Source organism: Niallia sp. FSL K6-0212 (assembly GCF_038007605.1).
In the GTDB taxonomy this organism is placed as follows: domain Bacteria; phylum Bacillota; class Bacilli; order Bacillales; family Cytobacillaceae; genus Niallia; species Niallia circulans.
The window spans coordinates 4730806-4749286 of record NZ_JBBOXL010000001.1 but is presented as its reverse complement, the minus strand read 5'-3'; the positions used below and the strand labels follow the sequence as shown (position 1 = coordinate 4749286).

The following is an 18481-nucleotide window of genomic DNA, read 5'->3' as shown; positions in this document are numbered from 1 at the left end:
TCGATAAAAAAGAGCTAGCCGATTTTTTGTATTTCATTTAATCAATAAAGCTCGATGCTTTATCAGAGACGAATACGAAAAGGTTTAAGTAGTATTTCCTATTTGTAAACAGGAAATAAATGTTTTTTCCATTTTTAGTGAACAATATATTATAATGAAAATAGGTATAAGGGGACTTTAGGGGAATTAACATATTTGGAGGCTGTATATGAAGAAAAAGGTTTTAGTTGTAGATGATGAACAATCTATCGTAACTCTACTTAAGTATAATTTACAACAGGCAGGTTATGATGTATTAACTGCCATGGATGGAGAAGAAGGATTGAATCTAGCACTAACTGCTAATCCAGATGTCATCTTACTAGATTTAATGCTGCCAAAAAAAGATGGGATGGATGTTTGTAAAGAATTACGCCAACAGAAAGTGTTAACTCCTATTTTAATGTTAACAGCTAAAGACGATGAGTTTGACAAAGTTTTAGGGCTTGAACTAGGTGCAGATGATTATATGACTAAACCTTTTAGCCCCCGTGAAGTCATTGCTCGAATTAAAGCTGTATTAAGACGAATTCAAATGCAAGTGCCAGCAGCCTCGGATGAAGTAGACGAAGAAGAGGACGATGGTATAAAAATAGGCGAACTAAGAGTTCTTCCTAATTATTATGAAGCATATTTCAAAGGAGACTTATTAGAGTTAACTCCGAAAGAGTTTGAGTTATTATTATATCTTGTAAAAAATAAGGGAAGAGTTCTTACAAGGGATCAACTATTAAGTGCAGTTTGGAATTATGACTTCGTCGGAGATACAAGAATTGTAGATGTACATATTAGTCACTTACGTGAAAAAATTGAAGAGAATACGAAAAAACCAATATATATTAAAACGATTCGTGGATTAGGTTATAAGTTAGAGGAACCAAAGTAAATGAAGAGCTTTAAATCTCGATTAATGGCGAGTGTTTTATTTACTATATTTATCGTGTTTTTGTTCGTAGCAATATTTATCGAATCATATAATAAAAAGACGTTTATGGACTCCTTTGACAGTCGATTGAAACGAGAAGGCACTTTAATCGCAAATCAAATAATGCAAAATGGCGAAGGGTTAGACATTAATAATCGTTTATTACAAGAATATAGCGAAGCATTAGATATACAAATTACTGTTATGGATGAAACTGGAGAGATTCTCTTCAACGAAGGAGAACTGCAGACAGATACAGAATATGAAAATCGAATGCAGAGACTGCTTTCAAATGAAAAAGCTAAAGCGGTAACTATTAATGGAAATCCTAACTTTCATTTTTATCAACAAAAGTTAACTGGTGAAGAGGGGAGATTAGGATATCTATTAATTGGTGCAAAAATCGAAGAAATAGAAAATGCTTATCAGCACATTAATTGGATTATTTTTGCTTCATTTTTCTTGTCGCTTTTAGTGATTTATTTAATTGGCTATAAATTAATTTATCGTTATATAAGACCCATTGAGTCGGCTACTAAAGTTGCTGTCGATTTAGCGAATGGTAATTATCATGCGAGAACCTATGAAGATCGAGTAGATGAAACAGGAGTACTTAGTTCTTCGCTAAATAAAGTAGCTAAAGATATGCAAGAGATGGTAAAAGCACAAGAAATTCAAGAAGATCGTTTAGGAACATTGATTGAGAGTATTAGTAGTGGATTACTATTAATTGATAGCAGAGGATATATCAATTTAATCAATAAATCCTATAAGGATATGTTCTTTGTCCGTTCTGCTGATTATCTCTATAAACAATACTACAAAGTCATTCCATACAGACAAGTGATGGATCTAGCGGAAGAAATATTTATGACTGAGCATAAGGTAATCCGAGAAATGACCCTTGAAATTAAAAATGAGAAAAAAAGTTTCCAAGTATACGGAGTGCCTATTATAGGGACGAATGACCGATGGATGGGGATTTTACTTGTTTTTAATGACATAACAGAATTGAAAAAGCTCGAGCAAATTCGTAAAGACTTTGTAGCCAATGTCTCACATGAATTAAAAACACCTATTACTTCTATTAAAGGCTTCTCGGAAACACTTCTTGACGGTGCTATGGAAGATAAAGAGACGTTAGAGGAATTTTTACGAATTATTTTAAAAGAGAGTCACCGATTACAGACGTTAATTCAAGACCTTCTCGATCTATCAAAATTGGAACAACACCATTTTGCCTTAAATAAAGAGGAGTTTAATCTGGTGGAAATTCTCAATAAAGCGACAAAAATGTTGAAAGGTAGAGCAGAAGCGAAAAATATTAAGCTATTTTTTCCTCAAGCGAATGAAATTATTCAAATTGAGGGTGATAGAAGTAGATTAACGCAAGTTTTTCTAAATCTTATAACGAATGCGGTCATCTATACCCCGAATGATGGAGAAATCACTGTCTATGTCGTGGAAAAGAAACGGAAAATCGAAGTGAAAATCCAAGATACTGGGATTGGAATAGAGCAAGAAGAAATTCCTAGAATATTTGAACGCTTTTATCGGGTGGATAAAGCTCGAAGTAGAAATTCTGGAGGTACTGGATTAGGACTGGCGATCGTGAAGCATTTAGTAGAACTTCATAGAGGAACCATTCAAGTAGAGAGTAAAATGGGAGAAGGAACGACCTTCACTGTTATTTTACATAAGGAATTTCCATTTTAGGAAATAGACTGGAGATTAAGTTTTTTAACCAAATATAATCCCAAACGATTATACGTAAAGTGCTGAAAATTTCGTATAATTGTTTGGGGTTTTAATTATTTTCAGAAAGAAGATTATCCTTTATCTCAGTCGATAGTCTCCAGTTTGTACACCGATAAACAGCCTCCTCCGCTTTTCTACTTGTCTAGCTCCAGGTACCAGCGCCAGCTAAACTTCACGATTATCTCTACGATAAGTCAACATCCATTCACTAGCGTTCATGGTGTATCCTTTATCTTGAGAGAATCGCTCCAGTTTACAAGGCGCTAAACGGTACCTTCCGCTTTTCATTGTCTAGCTGCGGAGCCTATCGGTTAGCAAACTTCCGACGATCTCCCTACGATAAGTCAATATCGACTCTCTATCGTTCGTCGTGTATCCTTTATCTCAGTCGATAGTCTCCAGTTTGTACACCGATAAACAGCCTCCTCCACTTTTCTACCTCCTTTACATTGTTTTTACATTTGGTTTATGGTGGGTTTACACTTTGTTGGTACAATTATTTTTGAAGTCCCCCTTATCCATTTGGTTAAGGACTTAAGCTGAAAGCTACCCCGCTTTTGGCTTCCCCTTTTAATAGTGGGTATGGCAGGAAAGGAATCGTAAATGATTGGTGGTAGAATTGTGATCCTCTAATCCATGCCAGTGTCGATATACCTAAATTGTTTTTTTCTTCTGTAAAAATAGCGGAGTTTGTTGTTAAAAGATGTGTACTGCACGCATATTTCCTTGTAGGGTGAAATATGCACGTGTCTAGTAAGACCTCTTTTATCACAATCTCTGCTTTTTTACATTTATGAATATGTCATGTAAAATAAATAGTATTGAGTCGTGTAATAATCCCCGTTTATATACGAGAAAATATACCTTATTAAAAGGATGGAGGAGGATTTCTTGAAAAAGAAATTAATCTTAATTGACGGTAATAGTATTGCGTATCGAGCGTTTTTTGCTTTGCCTCTATTAAACAATGATAAAGGTGTGCACACTAATGCTGTTTATGGTTTTACTATGATGCTTATGAAAATTATCGAAGAAGAAAAGCCAACACATGCTCTTGTTGCCTTTGATGCAGGGAAAACAACTTTCCGTCATAAAACGTTTAGTGAATATAAGGGGGGGCGTCAAAAAACGCCACCAGAATTATCGGAGCAATTCCCTTATATTAGAGAGTTGTTGAAATCCTATGGTATCCATCATTACGAATTAGAAAATTATGAAGCTGATGATATTATCGGAACACTTTCTCTTCAAGGAGAAAAAGATGGTTTTGAAGTGGTTGTTATTTCTGGAGATAAAGATTTAACCCAATTAAGTTCGGATAAGACAACTGTCTATATCACCAGAAAAGGAATTACAGATATGGAGTCCTATACTCCAAGCCATATCCAAGAAAAATATGGACTGACACCTGACCGAATTATTGATATGAAAGGTCTAATGGGGGATAGCTCAGATAATATTCCGGGTGTTCCTGGTGTTGGTGAAAAAACAGCTATCAAACTGCTGAAGGAATTTGATTCCTTAGAAAATTTAGTCCAATCTATTGACAAAGTAAGTGGTAAAAAGCTGAAGGAAAAGTTAGAAGAATTTAAGGACCAAGCTTTAATGAGTAAAGAACTTGCTACTATTTTCAGAGAAGCTCCTTTAACCATAACATTAGAAGATACAGAATTTCCGGGCATGCAAATAGAGAAATTAAAGGAGATTTTTAAAGAACTTGGCTTTAATTCTCTTCTTGAAAAATTAGGAGATGCACCAGAAAAAGAAGAACTTGTATTAGAAGATATCGAATTTAAAACAGTGGAAAATATCACAGAGGATATTTTTTCTGATAGAAATATGATGTATGTTGAAGTACTAGAAGATAATTATCATTATGCACCTATTCTGGGAATTTCTCTTTTAAATGATAACGGCGCATACTATCTTCCAATTGACCATGCTTTAAAGTCGTCTGCTTTTAAAAATTGGGCAGAAGATGAAAAGAAAGAAAAGATTGTTTATGATGCTAAAAGATCGGAAGTATCGTTACGTCATCAAGGAATTCATTTAAAAGGAATTACATTTGATGTTCTTATCGCAGCATATTTAGCGGATCCTTCTGCAACCATTGAAGATGTTGCCTCTGTTGCTAAAAAATATGATTTTACTAATTTGCAATCAGATGAAGTATTTTATGGAAAAGGAGCAAAAAGAAAGGTTCCCGAACAAGAAATATTAGCAGACCATCTCGTGAGAAAAGCATTCGCTTTGAAGGCTATTCAAGAGAAAATGGAAGATGAATTGAGAAAGAACGATCAAGAAGCTTTATTTTACGATTTAGAAATGCCTTTAAGCTTGGTACTTGCTGATATGGAATCAACTGGAGTAAAGGTGGATGTATCTCGACTAAAAGCAATGGGGCAAGAGCTTTCCGAAAGGTTGAAAGAAATTGAAGGTCGAATTTATGAGCTGGCTGGTGAAACCTTTAATATTAATTCTCCGAAGCAACTTGGTGTGATTTTATTTGAAAAACTTGGATTGCCAGTTGTCAAGAAAACGAAGACAGGCTATTCCACATCTGCTGATGTATTAGAGCAACTTGCTAGTTCACATGAAGTAATTAGAGAAATATTAGAATATAGACAGCTGGGGAAATTGCAATCAACCTATATAGAAGGCTTGCAAAAAGTGGTCCATAATGGAAGAATTCATACAAGATTTAACCAGGTACTAACACAAACAGGTCGCTTAAGCTCGATTGATCCTAATTTGCAAAATATCCCGATTCGTTTAGAAGAAGGAAGAAAAATAAGACAAGCGTTTGTTCCGACAGAAGAGGATTGGGTTATTTTTGCGGCTGACTATAGTCAAATAGAGTTACGGGTACTTGCTCATATCGCTAATGATGAGAAATTAATCGAAGCATTTAGAGAAGATCATGATATTCATACAGAAACAGCTATGTCTGTTTTCCATGTAGAAGCTGACGAAGTAACCTCCAATATGCGGAGACACGCTAAAGCAGTTAACTTTGGTATTGTATATGGTATTAGTGATTATGGTCTTTCCCAAAGTCTGCATATTACAAGAAAAGAAGCGGCGAAATTTATTGAGCGTTACTTAGAAAGTTATCCAGGAGTAAGAAATTATATGGAAGAAATAGTAGCAGATGCAAAGCAAAAAGGCTATGTCTCCACTTTGCTTCAGAGAAGAAGATATTTAGCTGATATCACGAGCAGAAACTTTAATCTTCGCAGTTTTGCAGAGAGAACGGCGATGAATACACCAATCCAAGGAAGTGCAGCTGATATCATCAAAAAGGCGATGATTGATATGGCAAAGCGCTTGGAAGTAGAAGGTTTGAAAGCAAAACTATTGCTGCAGGTTCACGATGAATTGATTTTTGAAGCTCCTAAAGACGAAATAGACAAGCTAAAAGAAATTGTTCCAGATGTAATGGAACATGCAGTTGAATTAAGTGTGCCTTTAAAAGTGGACTATTCTTACGGCCCAACTTGGTATGATGCGAAATAATAAAGTCTTGTTTTCCAAAAGATTACTATTTTTTCAATGGTAATAATTAGGCGATGGTTTAAAGTAACAAATTTTACGAACCATAAAATACAAAAGAAATTTTTTACAAGAAAGGAGGAGATAGAAGTGCCAGAATTACCAGAAGTTGAAACGGTACGTAAAACGCTGAAACAGCTGACGCAAAATAAAATAATAAAAGAAGTGGTTGTATCATGGGCAAAAATGATTAAAAAACCAGAAAATGTGGAAGAATTTTCAGATGCATTGGTTGGTCAAACCATTTTAGATGTTAAAAGACGTGGGAAATTTATATTAATTGAAACAAATGATTTTACCATCGTCTCCCATTTGCGAATGGAAGGTAAATATGGAGTTTTTCAAGCGCAAGAGCCAGTTGATAAGCACACACATGTTATTTTCTTTTTTGAAGATGGTTCAGAGCTAAGATATAAAGATGTCCGGAAATTCGGTACTATGCATTTATTTAAAAAAGGGGAAGAATTAAACGCCATGCCCCTTTCCCAATTAGGACCTGAACCTTTTGCTGCTGACTTTACGATAGCGAATTTTTCAGAGCGTTTATCCAAAACGAATCGCAGTATCAAAACAGCATTGTTGGACCAAAAGATTGTGGTTGGGTTAGGAAATATATATGTAGATGAATCTTTATTCCGGAGTGGCATTCATCCGGAGAGAGTAGCAAGTTCTCTAGAAGAGAAAGAAATAGAAAAATTATATAAAGAAATCATTGCTACTTTATCTGAAGCGGTTGAAAAAGGTGGTAGTACGATCCGCTCTTATGTAAACACCCAAGGACAAATTGGAATGTTCCAGCTTGAACTATATGTATATGGTCGTAAAGGCCAAGAGTGCAAAGTATGTGGCCATACTTTAGAAAGAATTATAGTCGGTGGAAGAGGAACCGTTTTTTGTCCTAATTGCCAAAAAAAATAAAACAATAATCCTGAATTAACATTGGATGGGCTCTTTCCATATAGTATATTACTATTGATTTGGAAGGAGCTTATCTTTATGGTCCAGGTGTTTTCTCTTTTATTATTAGCAATCGCTGTTAGCATCGATAGCTTTAGTGTTGGTTTTACGTACGGACTTCGAAAAATGAAAATGCCCCTAAATTCTATTTTGATTATCGCCTGTTGTTCCGGTTTGACACTTCTGATTGCGATGTTAGTTGGTCATGTTATCTCAAGGATATTCTCCCCTTCGTTTGCAGAGAGTATAGGTGGGATTATTTTAATCCTATTAGGTGGTTGGATTCTTTATCAATATTTTAAGCCAAGCAAGGAAAAAGAAATACTAACAGAAGAAAAGAATATTATTAATTTTGAAATAAAATCTTTAGGGATTGTCATCAATATTTTAAAGAAGCCATTAACAGCCGATTTTGATAAATCAGGAACAATTACTGGGCTAGAAGCAGTTGTGTTAGGTTTCGCCTTGTCTTTGGATGCATTTGGAGCTGGAATTGGTGCTTCTATGCTAGGATTTCCTCCATTACTTTTAACGCTTGCTGTGATTTTTATGAGTACTTCCTTTGTTTTATTAGGGATTTATCTAGGGAGATTTCTTTCAGAGAAAAGTTATATGGATAAATTCTCCTTTATTCCTGGGATTATCCTAATCATTATTGGCATCTTTAAACTTTAATTTTTTATTTATGAAATTGGTTTTTTTAAGGCGGTGAACCTCCTTGGCTAATCGCCTTTAGAATTATCTATCTTCTTTCCTTTAAAAAGAGAAGGCTTTTTTCTCGATTTTGTTACATACTAAAAATCAATAAGGTAGGTATTTTTATGACGTTAATAGTTGGATTAACGGGAGGAATTGCGAGTGGAAAATCAACAATTTCCTCTTATTATCAATCACTAAATATTCCGATTATCGATGCGGACATTGAATCAAGACTCGCTGTGGAAAAAGGAGAACCAGCATATATAAAAATAGCGGCTCATTTTGGTAAGGAAGTTTTACATTCAGATGGAACGCTAAATCGCCAAAAGCTGGGAGAAATTATTTTTTCAAATGAAGAGGAACGGCGTGTGCTTAATAGTATTGTGCATCCTGATGTTAGAAGAAGGATGGAGGAGAAGCAGAGACAAGCAGTGGAAGCTGGCGAAAAAGTGGTGATTTTAGATATTCCCTTGCTGTTTGAAAATAAATTAAATCATACAGTTGATCGAACAATCTTAGTATATGTAGATCAGGATACTCAAATTGCGCGATTAATGAAAAGAAACGATTTAAGTTATGAGCAAGCGCTTAAAAGAATAAACGCTCAAATGCCGTTACAGGAGAAACTTGCACTTGCTGATGAAGTAATTAATAATAATGGATCGATGGAAGAGTCAATCCACCAAGCAAATAGAATTTTAAAAAAATGGGGAGTTTCCCCTCGCTGAATTTCATCTTTTAATAGAGAATTTTAGATAATTACTTGTACAAGCTTGTAATTTTATATAATATGAAGATAAGTATATACATGGAACAAAGAATTCGGAGCTGATAATAGAGATGAGATGTCCTACCTGTCAACATAATAACACCCGCGTTCTTGATTCACGACCAGTTGATGAGTATAAATCGATTCGAAGAAGAAGAGAATGTGAAGCTTGTGGGAATCGATTTACTACTTTTGAAAAGGTAGAAGAAATTCCTTTGATTGTAGTGAAGAAGGAAGGGACGCGTGAAGAATTTAGCAGGGATAAAATATTGCGCGGCTTAATAAGAGCTTGTGAGAAGAGACCGGTAGCTTTAAAACAATTAGAGGAAATAACAGCAGAAGTAGAGAAAGAACTTCGCAGTAATGCTGCTTCCGAAATAAAAAGTGAAGCAATCGGTGAGATGGTAATGGATCGACTGGCGAAAATCGATGAAGTAGCGTATGTACGTTTTGCATCTGTATATCGCCAATTTAAAGATATTAATGTGTTTATTGATGAATTGAAAGAATTAATTAAAAAAGATTAAAAAGTTACATGGAAAAGATTACTAAGGGAGCTAAAGATTTCTTTGGCTCTTTTTTGCCTTTCCTCCCTGTGGCGGAAAGGATTGAAATAGAAAGGAAGGATGAGTATGTCTCAGCATTGGCAAGACCTGCTTCCCGTCGATAGATATCGAGTAGCGGTGAATGGACTGTTGAGTGATTATGATCGAAAGACAATCACCTTCTTATATCAACCATTAATTGGGACAAAGTGTTTAGCTTTATACATGACCTTATGGGCAGAAGTGGAAGAAAATCGCTTGTGGTCTCTGACAAATACACATCATAGCTTAATGAATTTTATGAGTTGTGGTTTAAATGATATATATGAAGCAAGATTAAAGTTAGAAGGAATAGGTCTTTTAAAAACATATTTAAAGAAAGAAGATGGCAATCGGTCGTTTATCTATGAACTACAGCCGCCTTTATCACCAGCTCAGTATTTTCTTGATGGAATGTTAAATGTTTATTTATATAGAAAAATTGGAAAAGCACAGTATAGCAGATTGAAAAAATTCTTTTCGGATGAAAAAATCGTGGATCCTAGTTTTCAGCCCATAACGAAAGCCTTCCAAGAGGTGTTTGTGTCTGATCATAGTGGAGCTGTTCGAGCAATGCATGAATTAGAGGAAGAAGAGACTGCTGATCAAACCTATATGGGAAGAGAAGAACAAGTTGGAATACAAATTACTAAGAGCGATTTTGACTTTGAATTGTTATATGCAGGAATACACGATTCTTTATTATCGAAAAAGGCATTTACGAAAAAGGTGAAGGAAGCAATCCATAATCTTGCCTTTATTTATGGAATTGATCCGATTCAAATGAAGAATATTGTCATTAGTGCGATTAACCAACAGGATGAGATTGATATTGAAGAACTGAGAATAGCTGCTCGTGATTGGTATCAATTTCAACATAATGACTTGCTGCCGATGTTAGTGGATCGGAAACAGCCGCAAAAGGATTATTCATCAACTGATGCGCCAAAATCACAAGAGGAAGAATTAATCTATTATTTAGATCATACCTCCCCGCGTCAAGTGTTGAAGGACGTTTCAGGAGGGGCAGAACCTTCCAAAACAGATTTGCAAATAATCGAAGAAATAATGTTTTCGCAGAAGCTGCTTCCAGGTGTAATCAATGTACTAATTCAATATGTTATGCTAAAAACAGATATGAAATTGACAAAGGGATATATGGAGAAGATTGCTGGCCAATGGGTTAGAAAGAATATCCGTACAGTAAAAGAGGCAATGGCTCTAGCCAAAAAAGAGCATAAGCAATATATGGAATGGGCTCAAGGTAAAAAAAATCCACAGTCGAAGTCAACCCGAAAAGTTATTCGGACAGAAAAAATTCCCGAATGGTTTGGGCAAAATCAGGATAACGAAGGAACGAAGAAAACGGAGGGAAATACTTCTTCTAAGGAAGCAAACGATCAAGATTTGGAACAAAAAAAGCGTGAGCTGGAAGAACGCATAAAAAAATTATAATATCAGGTGGTGGAGTAAACGGTGGAAAGAATTAACGATACCTTAAAGAAATTTGGTGAGGGTAATAATTTTCAGGAACGATACCGTGCTATGAAGCAGGAAGTGCTTGCACATCCTGATGTAAGAGCCTTTCTACGAGAGCATGAGGATGAGCTTACTTCCAATGCAGTTGATGTTGGCATGATAAAGCTATATGAATATGCCAATCAAAGCAAAGCTTGTAATAAATGCCCTAGTCTTCAGGAATGTGTAAATATGATGCAGGGATACCATCCTAGTCTAGTAATAGTCAGAGGGAATATAGAGATTCAGTATGACCGTTGTCCCCGTAAGTTGACGGAAGATAATCAGAAGAAAAAAGAGAAGCTGATTAAAAGCTTATATGTACCAAAGGATATTCTAGAGGCTTCCTTTAATACCATTGATCTTGACGGAGAGAGAATGGAGGCAGTGGAAGCGGCTATCCGATTTGTAGAAGATTATAAACCTGGTGAAAGACATAAAGGGATCTATTTTTATGGAGAGTTTGGTGTAGGAAAATCGTATATTTTAGGAGCAATTGCTAATAAGCTTTCACAAAAGCAAATTTCCTCTATGATTGTATATGTTCCTGAATTATTTAGAGAAATGAAGAGCTCCATTGCTGATAGTACATTAAATGATAAAATCGAAAGTATAAAACGTGAGCCTATTTTAATGCTGGACGATATCGGAGCAGAAACAATGTCTAGTTGGATTCGAGATGAGGTGCTTGGGCCGATTTTGCAGTTCAGAATGTTAGAGAATTTACCAACGTTATTTACGTCCAATTTTGACTTTAGTGGCTTAGAGCATCATCTTACTTATTCGCAAAGAGGAGAAGAGGAAAAGATGAAAGCGATGAGAGTAATGGAGAGAATTCGTTATTTATCTACACCTATTCGCGTCAAAGGGAAAAATAAGCGACTATAATAAGTTAAAAAGTTTCAATTTCTATGAAGGAGAAATGTGTGTTGACGGAAATTTCAAATGCGGAAAAATTAGCAATAAAGCGATATAATCAGTTTCTTTTCTTTGTATCAATAACGATATTGTTATTGTTAATTCCCTTTTTTCTATCTTTTTACAGCCCGGGAATCTATAAGATAATCCTAGCGTTATTAGTATTTGGTTTAACCTATACGTATATAACAAAGAATAGAAGATTACTTGCATATATTAGAACTCGATGCGAAAAGCGTTCTATTTCGTTTCAAAAATTGTATATAGGATATATTATTTTGTATGCTCTCGTATTAGGAGCTATCCTATTTTTTTTATGATTGGTTTATAAAGTGGTGAGGACAGACTAAGTGGATAGTCTGTCTTTTTTGTTTTTTAACTATTTTTTATAATCGTCCATTAATCTGCATACATATTTTAAGTCTATTTTCTACCTCCCCCCCATATATATGAAATCGAGGACTTCTTTATAAAGGGGGGATACGGTTGATTGAAATTCAATTTCATGATCAAAAAGATGCTTTGAGATTTTTGCGCATACTGAAGAAACAGGTAAAATATGTGGAGTCGTTTGACAGAGTGGACGACGACAATAAGTGTATAGTCGTTAAAACAGATGGAAGCAGTCAGGAGATAAAGAAATGCTTAACCGCTTTTATCTTGCATATAAAAACAGATGATTGGGCGAGAGAAATATTAAAAAATCGTTATTTCTATATGGATGAACTAGAACAGCGGAGTATATTAGAAATACTTCACAGTTTAGTGGAGGAAGAGCGGGAAGGACTTACCACTTTAATAAAAGAGATAAACATAAAGAGTTGTCTTTCAGAGTGTATGAATAACTTCATAATAGAACAACATAAAGAATTTTCCTTTGATTCCTTTGTGACCTTTCGATTAAAGTCTTTTATTGGAAAGTTGATAAAATACATAGAATTATCGATTGATGAGTACAAAATGGAACAAGAATATCAGGTGTTTATTCATACTTTGCGAAATTCCCTTTCCAAAAAGGCTGCAAAAGTGAATCATATTCATGTGTTAATTGATCTAGAAATACAATTTTTTGATACAGAATACCGGGAAATTCCCCAGCAAGAGCTAATGATGCTGTATGATCAAAAAAATGTTGTTTCTTCTACCCATTATATCGATCCCTATTCTCTAGGACCATTGCTTGCGATCGCACCGAAAACTATCTTTTTGTATACAGAGGATAGAGAATTACCTATTGTGCGAACTATTTTAAATATTTTTGAAGAACGAGTACAACTTTTAGATAAAGAACAGTTTTTTCTAAGAATAAGCACACAGACAGAAATGAAGTAAGTTTCCCTTTAATTCCCTTGATTTTATGTCTAGATAAGCATATAATAACGTACATAAATTAACTATAACTTATACATGTAATGATAAGGACAATAGTTTTCTTGTACGGTTTCAAGAGAGGGAAGGATGCTGGGAACTTCCTAACACGATAAGATTGCTTACCACCTTTAAACTTCAGTCAGGAACGGGATTATCCTCAGTAATGACTGGCGGTTTCAGCAGCCGTTATCTGTTTAAACTAAAGCCAGACATTTTCATTGTTTGGGAATTAGGGTGGAACCACGTGTTTTTACTATAAAACTCGTCCCTTCGCATAGGGATGGGTTTTTTTGCGTTTTAATCGGTTCTTATCGTACAAGAAAAGCTTAATGGCAAAAATAAAGGAGGAAGTTTCATGTCAGAATTAATTAAGATTACATTTCCAGACGGAGCGGTAAAGGAGTTTCCAGAAGGGACTACAACAGAAGATATTGCGGGTTCCATTAGCCCAGGCTTAAGAAAAAAAGCACTAGCAGGGAAAATTAATGGCTCTTTATATGATTTGAAAAGACCTATACTAGAGGATGCTTCTTTTGAAATCATTACACCGGATAGCCCAGATGCTTTAGAAATCTTACGCCATAGCTCTGCGCACTTAATGGCACAAGCTATTAAACGAATTTATGGAAATGTTAAGCTCGGTGTAGGGCCAGTTATCGAAAATGGATTTTACTATGATATTGATTTAGAGCAATCGTTAACACCTGAAGATTTACCGGCTATTGAAAAAGAAATGAAAAAAATTATTAACGAAAATCTGGAGATTGTCCGCAAAGAAGTAAGTCGCGCAGAAGCGATTGAGCTTTTTAAAGAAATGGATGATGAATATAAACTAGAGTTAATCGATGCAATTCCTGAAGACGAGACAGTAACATTATACCAACAAGGAGAATTTATTGATCTTTGTCGCGGTGTTCACGTACCATCTACTGGAAAACTAAAAGAGTTTAAATTGCTGAACATTGCAGGTGCATACTGGAGAGGGAACAGCGATAATAAAATGCTTCAACGTATTTATGGAACTGCCTTTTTTAAGAAGAATGAGTTAGAAGAGCACTTACGCTTTTTAGAAGAGGCAAAAGAAAGAGATCATCGCAAAATCGGAAAAGAATTAGATTTATTTATGACTTCTCAAAAAGTCGGACAAGGCTTGCCGCTATGGCTGCCAAAAGGCGCAACAATCAGACGCATTGTAGAACGTTATATTGTAGATAAAGAAGAGCGATTAGGGTATAACCATGTGTATACACCAATCATGGGAAGTGTTGATTTATATAAAACATCTGGACACTGGGATCACTATCAAGAAGATATGTTCCCTGTGATGGAAATGGATAATGAGCAGCTAGTTCTTCGTCCGATGAATTGTCCGCATCATATGGTTGTATACAAAAATGATATTCACAGCTACCGCGAGTTACCAATCCGTATCGCAGAGCTTGGCACAATGCATCGTTACGAAATGTCTGGTGCTTTATCTGGATTACAGCGTGTTCGTGGAATGACTCTAAATGATGCCCATATTTTTGTAAGACCAGACCAAATTAAAGATGAATTTAAGCGTGTTGTAAACTTAGTGCTAGAAGTATATAAAGACTTTAATATTACAGATTACTCGTTCCGTTTATCTTATCGTGATCCTGCAGATACAGAGAAATACTTTGATGACGATGCGATGTGGAATAAAGCACAAAGCATGCTGAAAGAAGCAATGGACGATCTAGGTCTAGATTACTTTGAAGCAGAAGGAGAAGCAGCATTCTACGGTCCGAAATTAGATGTGCAAGTGAAGACTGCCTTAGGAAAGGATGAAACACTTTCTACTGTCCAATTGGACTTTTTATTACCAGAACGCTTTGACTTAACATATGTTGGAGAAGATGGAAAGCAGCATCGTCCAGTAGTTATCCATAGAGGTGTAGTGTCAACAATGGAGCGTTTCATTGCATTCTTGATTGAAGAATACAAAGGAGCATTCCCTACTTGGTTATCACCAGTACAAGTACAAGTTATTCCAGTATCACCTTCTGTACATTTTGAATATGCAAAAAAGGTGCAAGAAAACTTACAAAGACACGGTTTCCGCGTTGAGCTGGATGAGCGCGACGAAAAAATCGGCTATAAAATTCGTGAAGCACAAATGAAAAAAATTCCATACATGCTAGTAGTGGGAGACAATGAAGTAGAAGACAAAGCCGTAAATGTCCGCAAATACGGAGAACAAAAATCAGAAACAGTTTCTTATGTAGATTTCTTAGAAAATTTAACACAAGAAGTGAAATTATCGAATTAAATGAGTTGTATTTCCAAGCCGGAATTTCTGATTTTCAACCTATATTCCGAGCTTTTCTGAATTTATGTATAAAAAGTATTGCATTGAATCCATTATTTTGATAAAATTTTTCTCGTTGTGATATTTCTTTCGTTGACTTATAGATATCAATTGTGATATAGTTACTAAGGTAAATTGAATACGAGTTTGAGGAAAAGAAGAAGCACCCGCTTCTCACCTGATTGACACAGATTCCAAGTAGTTAACAGGTATTACGTAAAACATTTTAGGTATTACTTTTGTTTCGTAAGTGTGGGTGAATTGATCATCCACACTTTTTTATTTGGATGATAAAGATTACAAAGCCTACGATGTCAACTTGGGAGTCAAGTGTCAATTAGTATCTAATCTAGAGAAGGTGACCTAGAATAGATTATTCTTGACCCGAACGTTGTATTCGTCATTAACCTTGGAGGTGTTTAACTATTAGCAAAGATATGATTTTAAATGAAGGCATTCGTGCTAGAGAAGTTCGTCTTATTGACCAAAATGGAGAACAGCTTGGGATTAAAACGAAATTTGAAGCTCTTGAAATTGCAACACGTGTTAATCTTGATGTGGTTCTTGTTGCTCCAAACGCAAAGCCGCCAGTAGCTCGAATCATGGACTACGGTAAATACAAGTTTGAACAGCAAAAGAAAGAAAAAGAAGCACGTAAAAATCAAAAAATCATTAATATTAAAGAGGTTCGCCTTAGTCCAACTATAGATGAGCATGACTTTAATACAAAGCTTCGTAATGCTATTAAGTTCCTAGAAAAAGGCGATAAAGTAAAAGCATCCATCCGTTTTAAGGGACGTGCTATTACACATAAGGAAATCGGTCAACGTGTACTTGTTCGTTTTGCAGAAGCTTGTGCAGAAGTTGCCACTGTGGAATCACATCCGAAAATGGACGGTCGAAGCATGTTCATGACTTTAGCGCCTAAAAACGACAAGTAAGAGGAGGAATACCAAATGCCAAAAATGAAAACTCACCGCGGAGCTGCTAAACGTTTCAAAAAGACAGGCTCTGGTAAATTAAAACGCTCAAAAGCTTATACTAGTCACTTATTTGCTAACAAATCTACTAAGCAAAAACGTAAACTTCGCAAAGCTGGATTAGTATCCAAAGGCGATTTCAAACGCATTCGTCATTTATTAGACAACATTAAGTAATTTTTTCAATATAGGAGGGAAATAATATGCCACGTGTTAAAGGCGGTACAGTTACACGCAAACGTCGTAAAAAAGTTCTTAAATTAGCTAAAGGTTATTATGGTTCAAAACATACATTATACAAAGTTGCAAACCAACAAGTAATGAAATCATTAATGTATGCATACAGAGATCGTCGTCAAAAGAAACGTGATTTCCGTAAATTATGGATTACTCGTATCAATGCAGCTGCTCGTATTAACGGTCTTTCTTATAGCCGTTTAATGCACGGATTAAAATTAGCTGGTATCGAAGTAAACCGCAAAATGCTTGCTGAACTTGCTGTAAGTGATGAAAAAGCATTTGCTGAATTAGCAACAGTTGCAAAACAAAACTTAAAATAAGTTTTTTAAAAAGAAGGTACCTTATACCTTCTTTTTTTCTATACTTTTTTGCGAAAGGGGAGAACATGTGATTACATATGTATTAATCTATTTGGCAGTCGTGAATATATTCGCTTACTCTCTAATGGGGATAGATAAAAAAAGAGCAATTAAGCATCAGTATCGGATAAGTGAAAAAACATTGTGGATTACGGCTATTCTATTTGGAGCGCTGGGTTTATTTATTGGAATGAAAAAGTTTCGTCATAAAACAAAGCATGTTTCTTTCAAATATGGTTTACCTCTCTTGACATTACTAGAAGCTGGGATTGTACTTTATGTACTAAATGTTTAGGCATATTCTCATCTCTTTTCTTATACACTGTAATAACAACATGATTCTTTAGAGCAGAAGGTGATAAGATGGAAGAGCAGTTATCAGTCCTATTTGTAATGGTAGAAGTTAGTGGGATATTAGCACCGATTATTTTTATTTTATTCCATACACTTCGGCAATTTTTGTTTATTCCTCCTATTCTAGTCTGTATTGCGGGAGGAGTTTTATTTGGAGTGACGCTTGGTACCATCTATTCTATTATCGGCTTAACCATTAATTGTCTCTTATTCTATGCGGTCATTCACCGCTTGCCAAAAACTCATAACAAACTATCTCATCTAAAAAAAAGATGGTTTGGTGAATATCGTAATTTAACACTCGGACAAATCTCCGTTTTAAGATTGATCCCTGTGTTTCATTATCATTTATTAAATTTCTGCTTGTTGGAAAAAAGAAAAAGTTTAAAGGAATATAGTAAAACTTCTTTTATAAGCAATATTCCTTTAGCATTTTTCTATACTATTTTTGGCCAATTTATCAGTCAATTCTCGTTGACAATGGTTGTGATCATTTTGTTTGCGTTAGCGATACTTGTTTATATCTTACGGGAAAAAATTACGGTAATAAAATGGAGAGAATTTTTTAAAGAGGCCCATGAATAAAAAGGAGAATTTAAGACCTTCTTTCTTAAATGAATATAACCCCTGAACCATTATACGAAGCTTTCTTGTATGCATGTATAATGGTTCAGGGGTTTATTTGGTTGATTACGGAAGTTCGAGCTTCCGTTATTTACGACTTTTTAAACCGTGTCCATTCGATTTTTGCCTTTGGATAGATAGACAATAGTGACTGTTCTATATCGGCTTTATCTTGAGTGGACAACTTTGTATTATAAGGATTTGTAGGAAAGAGTAAAATGTGATCCACTTCTTCAGCAGCAGCGTATTTTTCCCCCTCAAGCATATGACCTTTATATGTTAGTAAGAGATTCATTCTTATATTATCTTTTTTATCAAACAAATAAAATGTTCCACGCTTTTGCGCGAATGTTAATCTTCGCTGCGGATTCGTTAAGAAAGAAGTGAGTCGAAATAACCCATAAATAAGAAATGAGAGAAGAACGATTAACAAAAGCCATTTCATAAAAGAGCCTCCAGTAACTTAAATTTTCAGGATTAACTAATAGAATACGAAAGAGAA

Annotated in this window: 18 protein-coding genes and 2 other annotated features; of the genes, 17 read left to right on the top strand and 1 reads right to left on the bottom strand. The window is 35.2% G+C overall.

Translation table 11 applies throughout. From position 1 onward, the window contains the following. Window positions 1–208: 208 nt before the first annotated feature. The 17 genes from MHH96_RS22940 to MHH96_RS22860 all read left to right on the top strand — a co-directional run bounded on the left by MHH96_RS22940 (window position 209) and on the right by MHH96_RS22860 (window position 17940). Window positions 209–925 carry a response regulator transcription factor gene (locus tag MHH96_RS22940; RefSeq protein ID WP_047941884.1) on the top strand — a complete coding sequence of 239 codons (717 nt, stop codon included), beginning with the start codon at window positions 209–211 and terminating at the stop codon, window positions 923–925. Beyond that, the gene (gene pnpS / locus MHH96_RS22935) at window positions 926–2680 is read left to right on the top strand and encodes a two-component system histidine kinase PnpS (RefSeq protein ID WP_047941885.1); all 1755 of its coding nucleotides are present in this window, start codon (window positions 926–928) and stop codon (window positions 2678–2680) included. 933 nt (window positions 2681–3613) lie between these two features. After that, window positions 3614–6238 (top strand): DNA polymerase I, encoded by a 2625-nt coding sequence (polA, locus tag MHH96_RS22930; protein WP_053215650.1) that lies wholly within the window; start codon window positions 3614–3616, stop codon window positions 6236–6238. Between the two features lie 126 nt (window positions 6239–6364). Continuing rightward, entirely contained in the window at window positions 6365–7192 is an 828-nt protein-coding gene (mutM, locus tag MHH96_RS22925) for a DNA-formamidopyrimidine glycosylase (RefSeq protein WP_047941888.1), read from the top strand. A 78-nt stretch (window positions 7193–7270) separates the two neighbouring features. Beyond that, window positions 7271–7906, top strand: a complete 636-nt coding sequence (gene ytaF, locus MHH96_RS22920) for a sporulation membrane protein YtaF (protein ID WP_047941889.1) — start codon at window positions 7271–7273, stop codon at window positions 7904–7906. 146 nt (window positions 7907–8052) lie between these two features. Continuing rightward, on the top strand, window positions 8053–8658 hold the full coding sequence (gene coaE, locus MHH96_RS22915) for a dephospho-CoA kinase (protein WP_047941890.1): 606 nt from the start codon (window positions 8053–8055) through the stop codon (window positions 8656–8658). 112 nt (window positions 8659–8770) lie between these two features. Beyond that, complete coding sequence (gene nrdR, locus MHH96_RS22910) at window positions 8771–9226, top strand: transcriptional regulator NrdR (RefSeq protein ID WP_047941891.1); 456 nt, start codon at window positions 8771–8773, stop codon at window positions 9224–9226. 105 nt (window positions 9227–9331) lie between these two features. Further along, the gene (locus tag MHH96_RS22905) at window positions 9332–10738 is read left to right on the top strand and encodes a replication initiation and membrane attachment family protein (RefSeq protein ID WP_047941893.1); all 1407 of its coding nucleotides are present in this window, start codon (window positions 9332–9334) and stop codon (window positions 10736–10738) included. Between the two features lie 21 nt (window positions 10739–10759). Next, on the top strand, window positions 10760–11689 hold the full coding sequence (gene dnaI, locus MHH96_RS22900) for a primosomal protein DnaI (protein WP_341118060.1): 930 nt from the start codon (window positions 10760–10762) through the stop codon (window positions 11687–11689). A 41-nt stretch (window positions 11690–11730) separates the two neighbouring features. Beyond that, complete coding sequence (locus MHH96_RS22895) at window positions 11731–12039, top strand: hypothetical protein (protein ID WP_047941896.1); 309 nt, start codon at window positions 11731–11733, stop codon at window positions 12037–12039. A 166-nt stretch (window positions 12040–12205) separates the two neighbouring features. Then, window positions 12206–13051, top strand: a complete 846-nt coding sequence (ytxC, locus tag MHH96_RS22890) for a sporulation protein YtxC (RefSeq protein ID WP_047941897.1) — start codon at window positions 12206–12208, stop codon at window positions 13049–13051. Window positions 13052–13122: 71 nt separating this feature from the next. Beyond that, window positions 13123–13363 (top strand) — a binding site (T-box leader). 82 nt (window positions 13364–13445) lie between these two features. Further along, window positions 13446–15383: a threonine--tRNA ligase gene (gene thrS, locus MHH96_RS22885; RefSeq protein WP_047941898.1), complete on the top strand. Its 1938-nt coding sequence runs from the start codon at window positions 13446–13448 to the stop codon at window positions 15381–15383. Window positions 15384–15571: 188 nt separating this feature from the next. Continuing rightward, window positions 15572–15709 (top strand) — a sequence feature (ribosomal protein L20 leader region). 150 nt (window positions 15710–15859) lie between these two features. After that, window positions 15860–16363 (top strand): translation initiation factor IF-3, encoded by a 504-nt coding sequence (gene infC, locus MHH96_RS22880; RefSeq protein ID WP_016201804.1) that lies wholly within the window; start codon window positions 15860–15862, stop codon window positions 16361–16363. 15 nt (window positions 16364–16378) lie between these two features. Further along, window positions 16379–16579: a 50S ribosomal protein L35 gene (gene rpmI, locus MHH96_RS22875; RefSeq protein WP_016201803.1), complete on the top strand. Its 201-nt coding sequence runs from the start codon at window positions 16379–16381 to the stop codon at window positions 16577–16579. A 26-nt stretch (window positions 16580–16605) separates the two neighbouring features. Next, complete coding sequence (gene rplT, locus MHH96_RS22870) at window positions 16606–16962, top strand: 50S ribosomal protein L20 (RefSeq protein WP_031534824.1); 357 nt, start codon at window positions 16606–16608, stop codon at window positions 16960–16962. A gap of 67 nt (window positions 16963–17029) precedes the next feature. Continuing rightward, window positions 17030–17296, top strand: coding sequence for a DUF1294 domain-containing protein (locus MHH96_RS22865; protein ID WP_082138309.1), 267 nt, complete (start codon window positions 17030–17032; stop codon window positions 17294–17296). A 68-nt stretch (window positions 17297–17364) separates the two neighbouring features. After that, window positions 17365–17940, top strand: a complete 576-nt coding sequence (locus MHH96_RS22860) for a TVP38/TMEM64 family protein (protein WP_047941900.1) — start codon at window positions 17365–17367, stop codon at window positions 17938–17940. Window positions 17941–18070: 130 nt separating this feature from the next. Here the strand turns inward: MHH96_RS22860 and MHH96_RS22855 are convergent, their stop codons facing one another. Then, window positions 18071–18424: a sigma-w pathway protein ysdB gene (locus MHH96_RS22855; protein ID WP_341118059.1), complete on the bottom strand. Its 354-nt coding sequence runs from the start codon at window positions 18422–18424 to the stop codon at window positions 18071–18073. Between the last annotated feature and the right edge of the window lie 57 nt (window positions 18425–18481).

Coding starts and splice junctions, on each gene's coding strand:
- MHH96_RS22940 (WP_047941884.1), top strand. CDS start 209: ATGAAGAAAAAGGTTTTAGTTGTAGATGATGAACAATCTATCGTAACT.
- pnpS (WP_047941885.1), top strand. CDS start 926: ATGAAGAGCTTTAAATCTCGATTAATGGCGAGTGTTTTATTTACTATA.
- ytaF (WP_047941889.1), top strand. CDS start 7,271: ATGGTCCAGGTGTTTTCTCTTTTATTATTAGCAATCGCTGTTAGCATC.
- coaE (WP_047941890.1), top strand. CDS start 8,053: ATGACGTTAATAGTTGGATTAACGGGAGGAATTGCGAGTGGAAAATCA.
- nrdR (WP_047941891.1), top strand. CDS start 8,771: ATGAGATGTCCTACCTGTCAACATAATAACACCCGCGTTCTTGATTCA.
- MHH96_RS22905 (WP_047941893.1), top strand. CDS start 9,332: ATGTCTCAGCATTGGCAAGACCTGCTTCCCGTCGATAGATATCGAGTA.
- thrS (WP_047941898.1), top strand. CDS start 13,446: ATGTCAGAATTAATTAAGATTACATTTCCAGACGGAGCGGTAAAGGAG.
- infC (WP_016201804.1), top strand. CDS start 15,860: ATGATTTTAAATGAAGGCATTCGTGCTAGAGAAGTTCGTCTTATTGAC.
- rpmI (WP_016201803.1), top strand. CDS start 16,379: ATGCCAAAAATGAAAACTCACCGCGGAGCTGCTAAACGTTTCAAAAAG.
- rplT (WP_031534824.1), top strand. CDS start 16,606: ATGCCACGTGTTAAAGGCGGTACAGTTACACGCAAACGTCGTAAAAAA.
- MHH96_RS22860 (WP_047941900.1), top strand. CDS start 17,365: ATGGAAGAGCAGTTATCAGTCCTATTTGTAATGGTAGAAGTTAGTGGG.
- MHH96_RS22855 (WP_341118059.1), bottom strand. CDS start 18,424: ATGAAATGGCTTTTGTTAATCGTTCTTCTCTCATTTCTTATTTATGGG.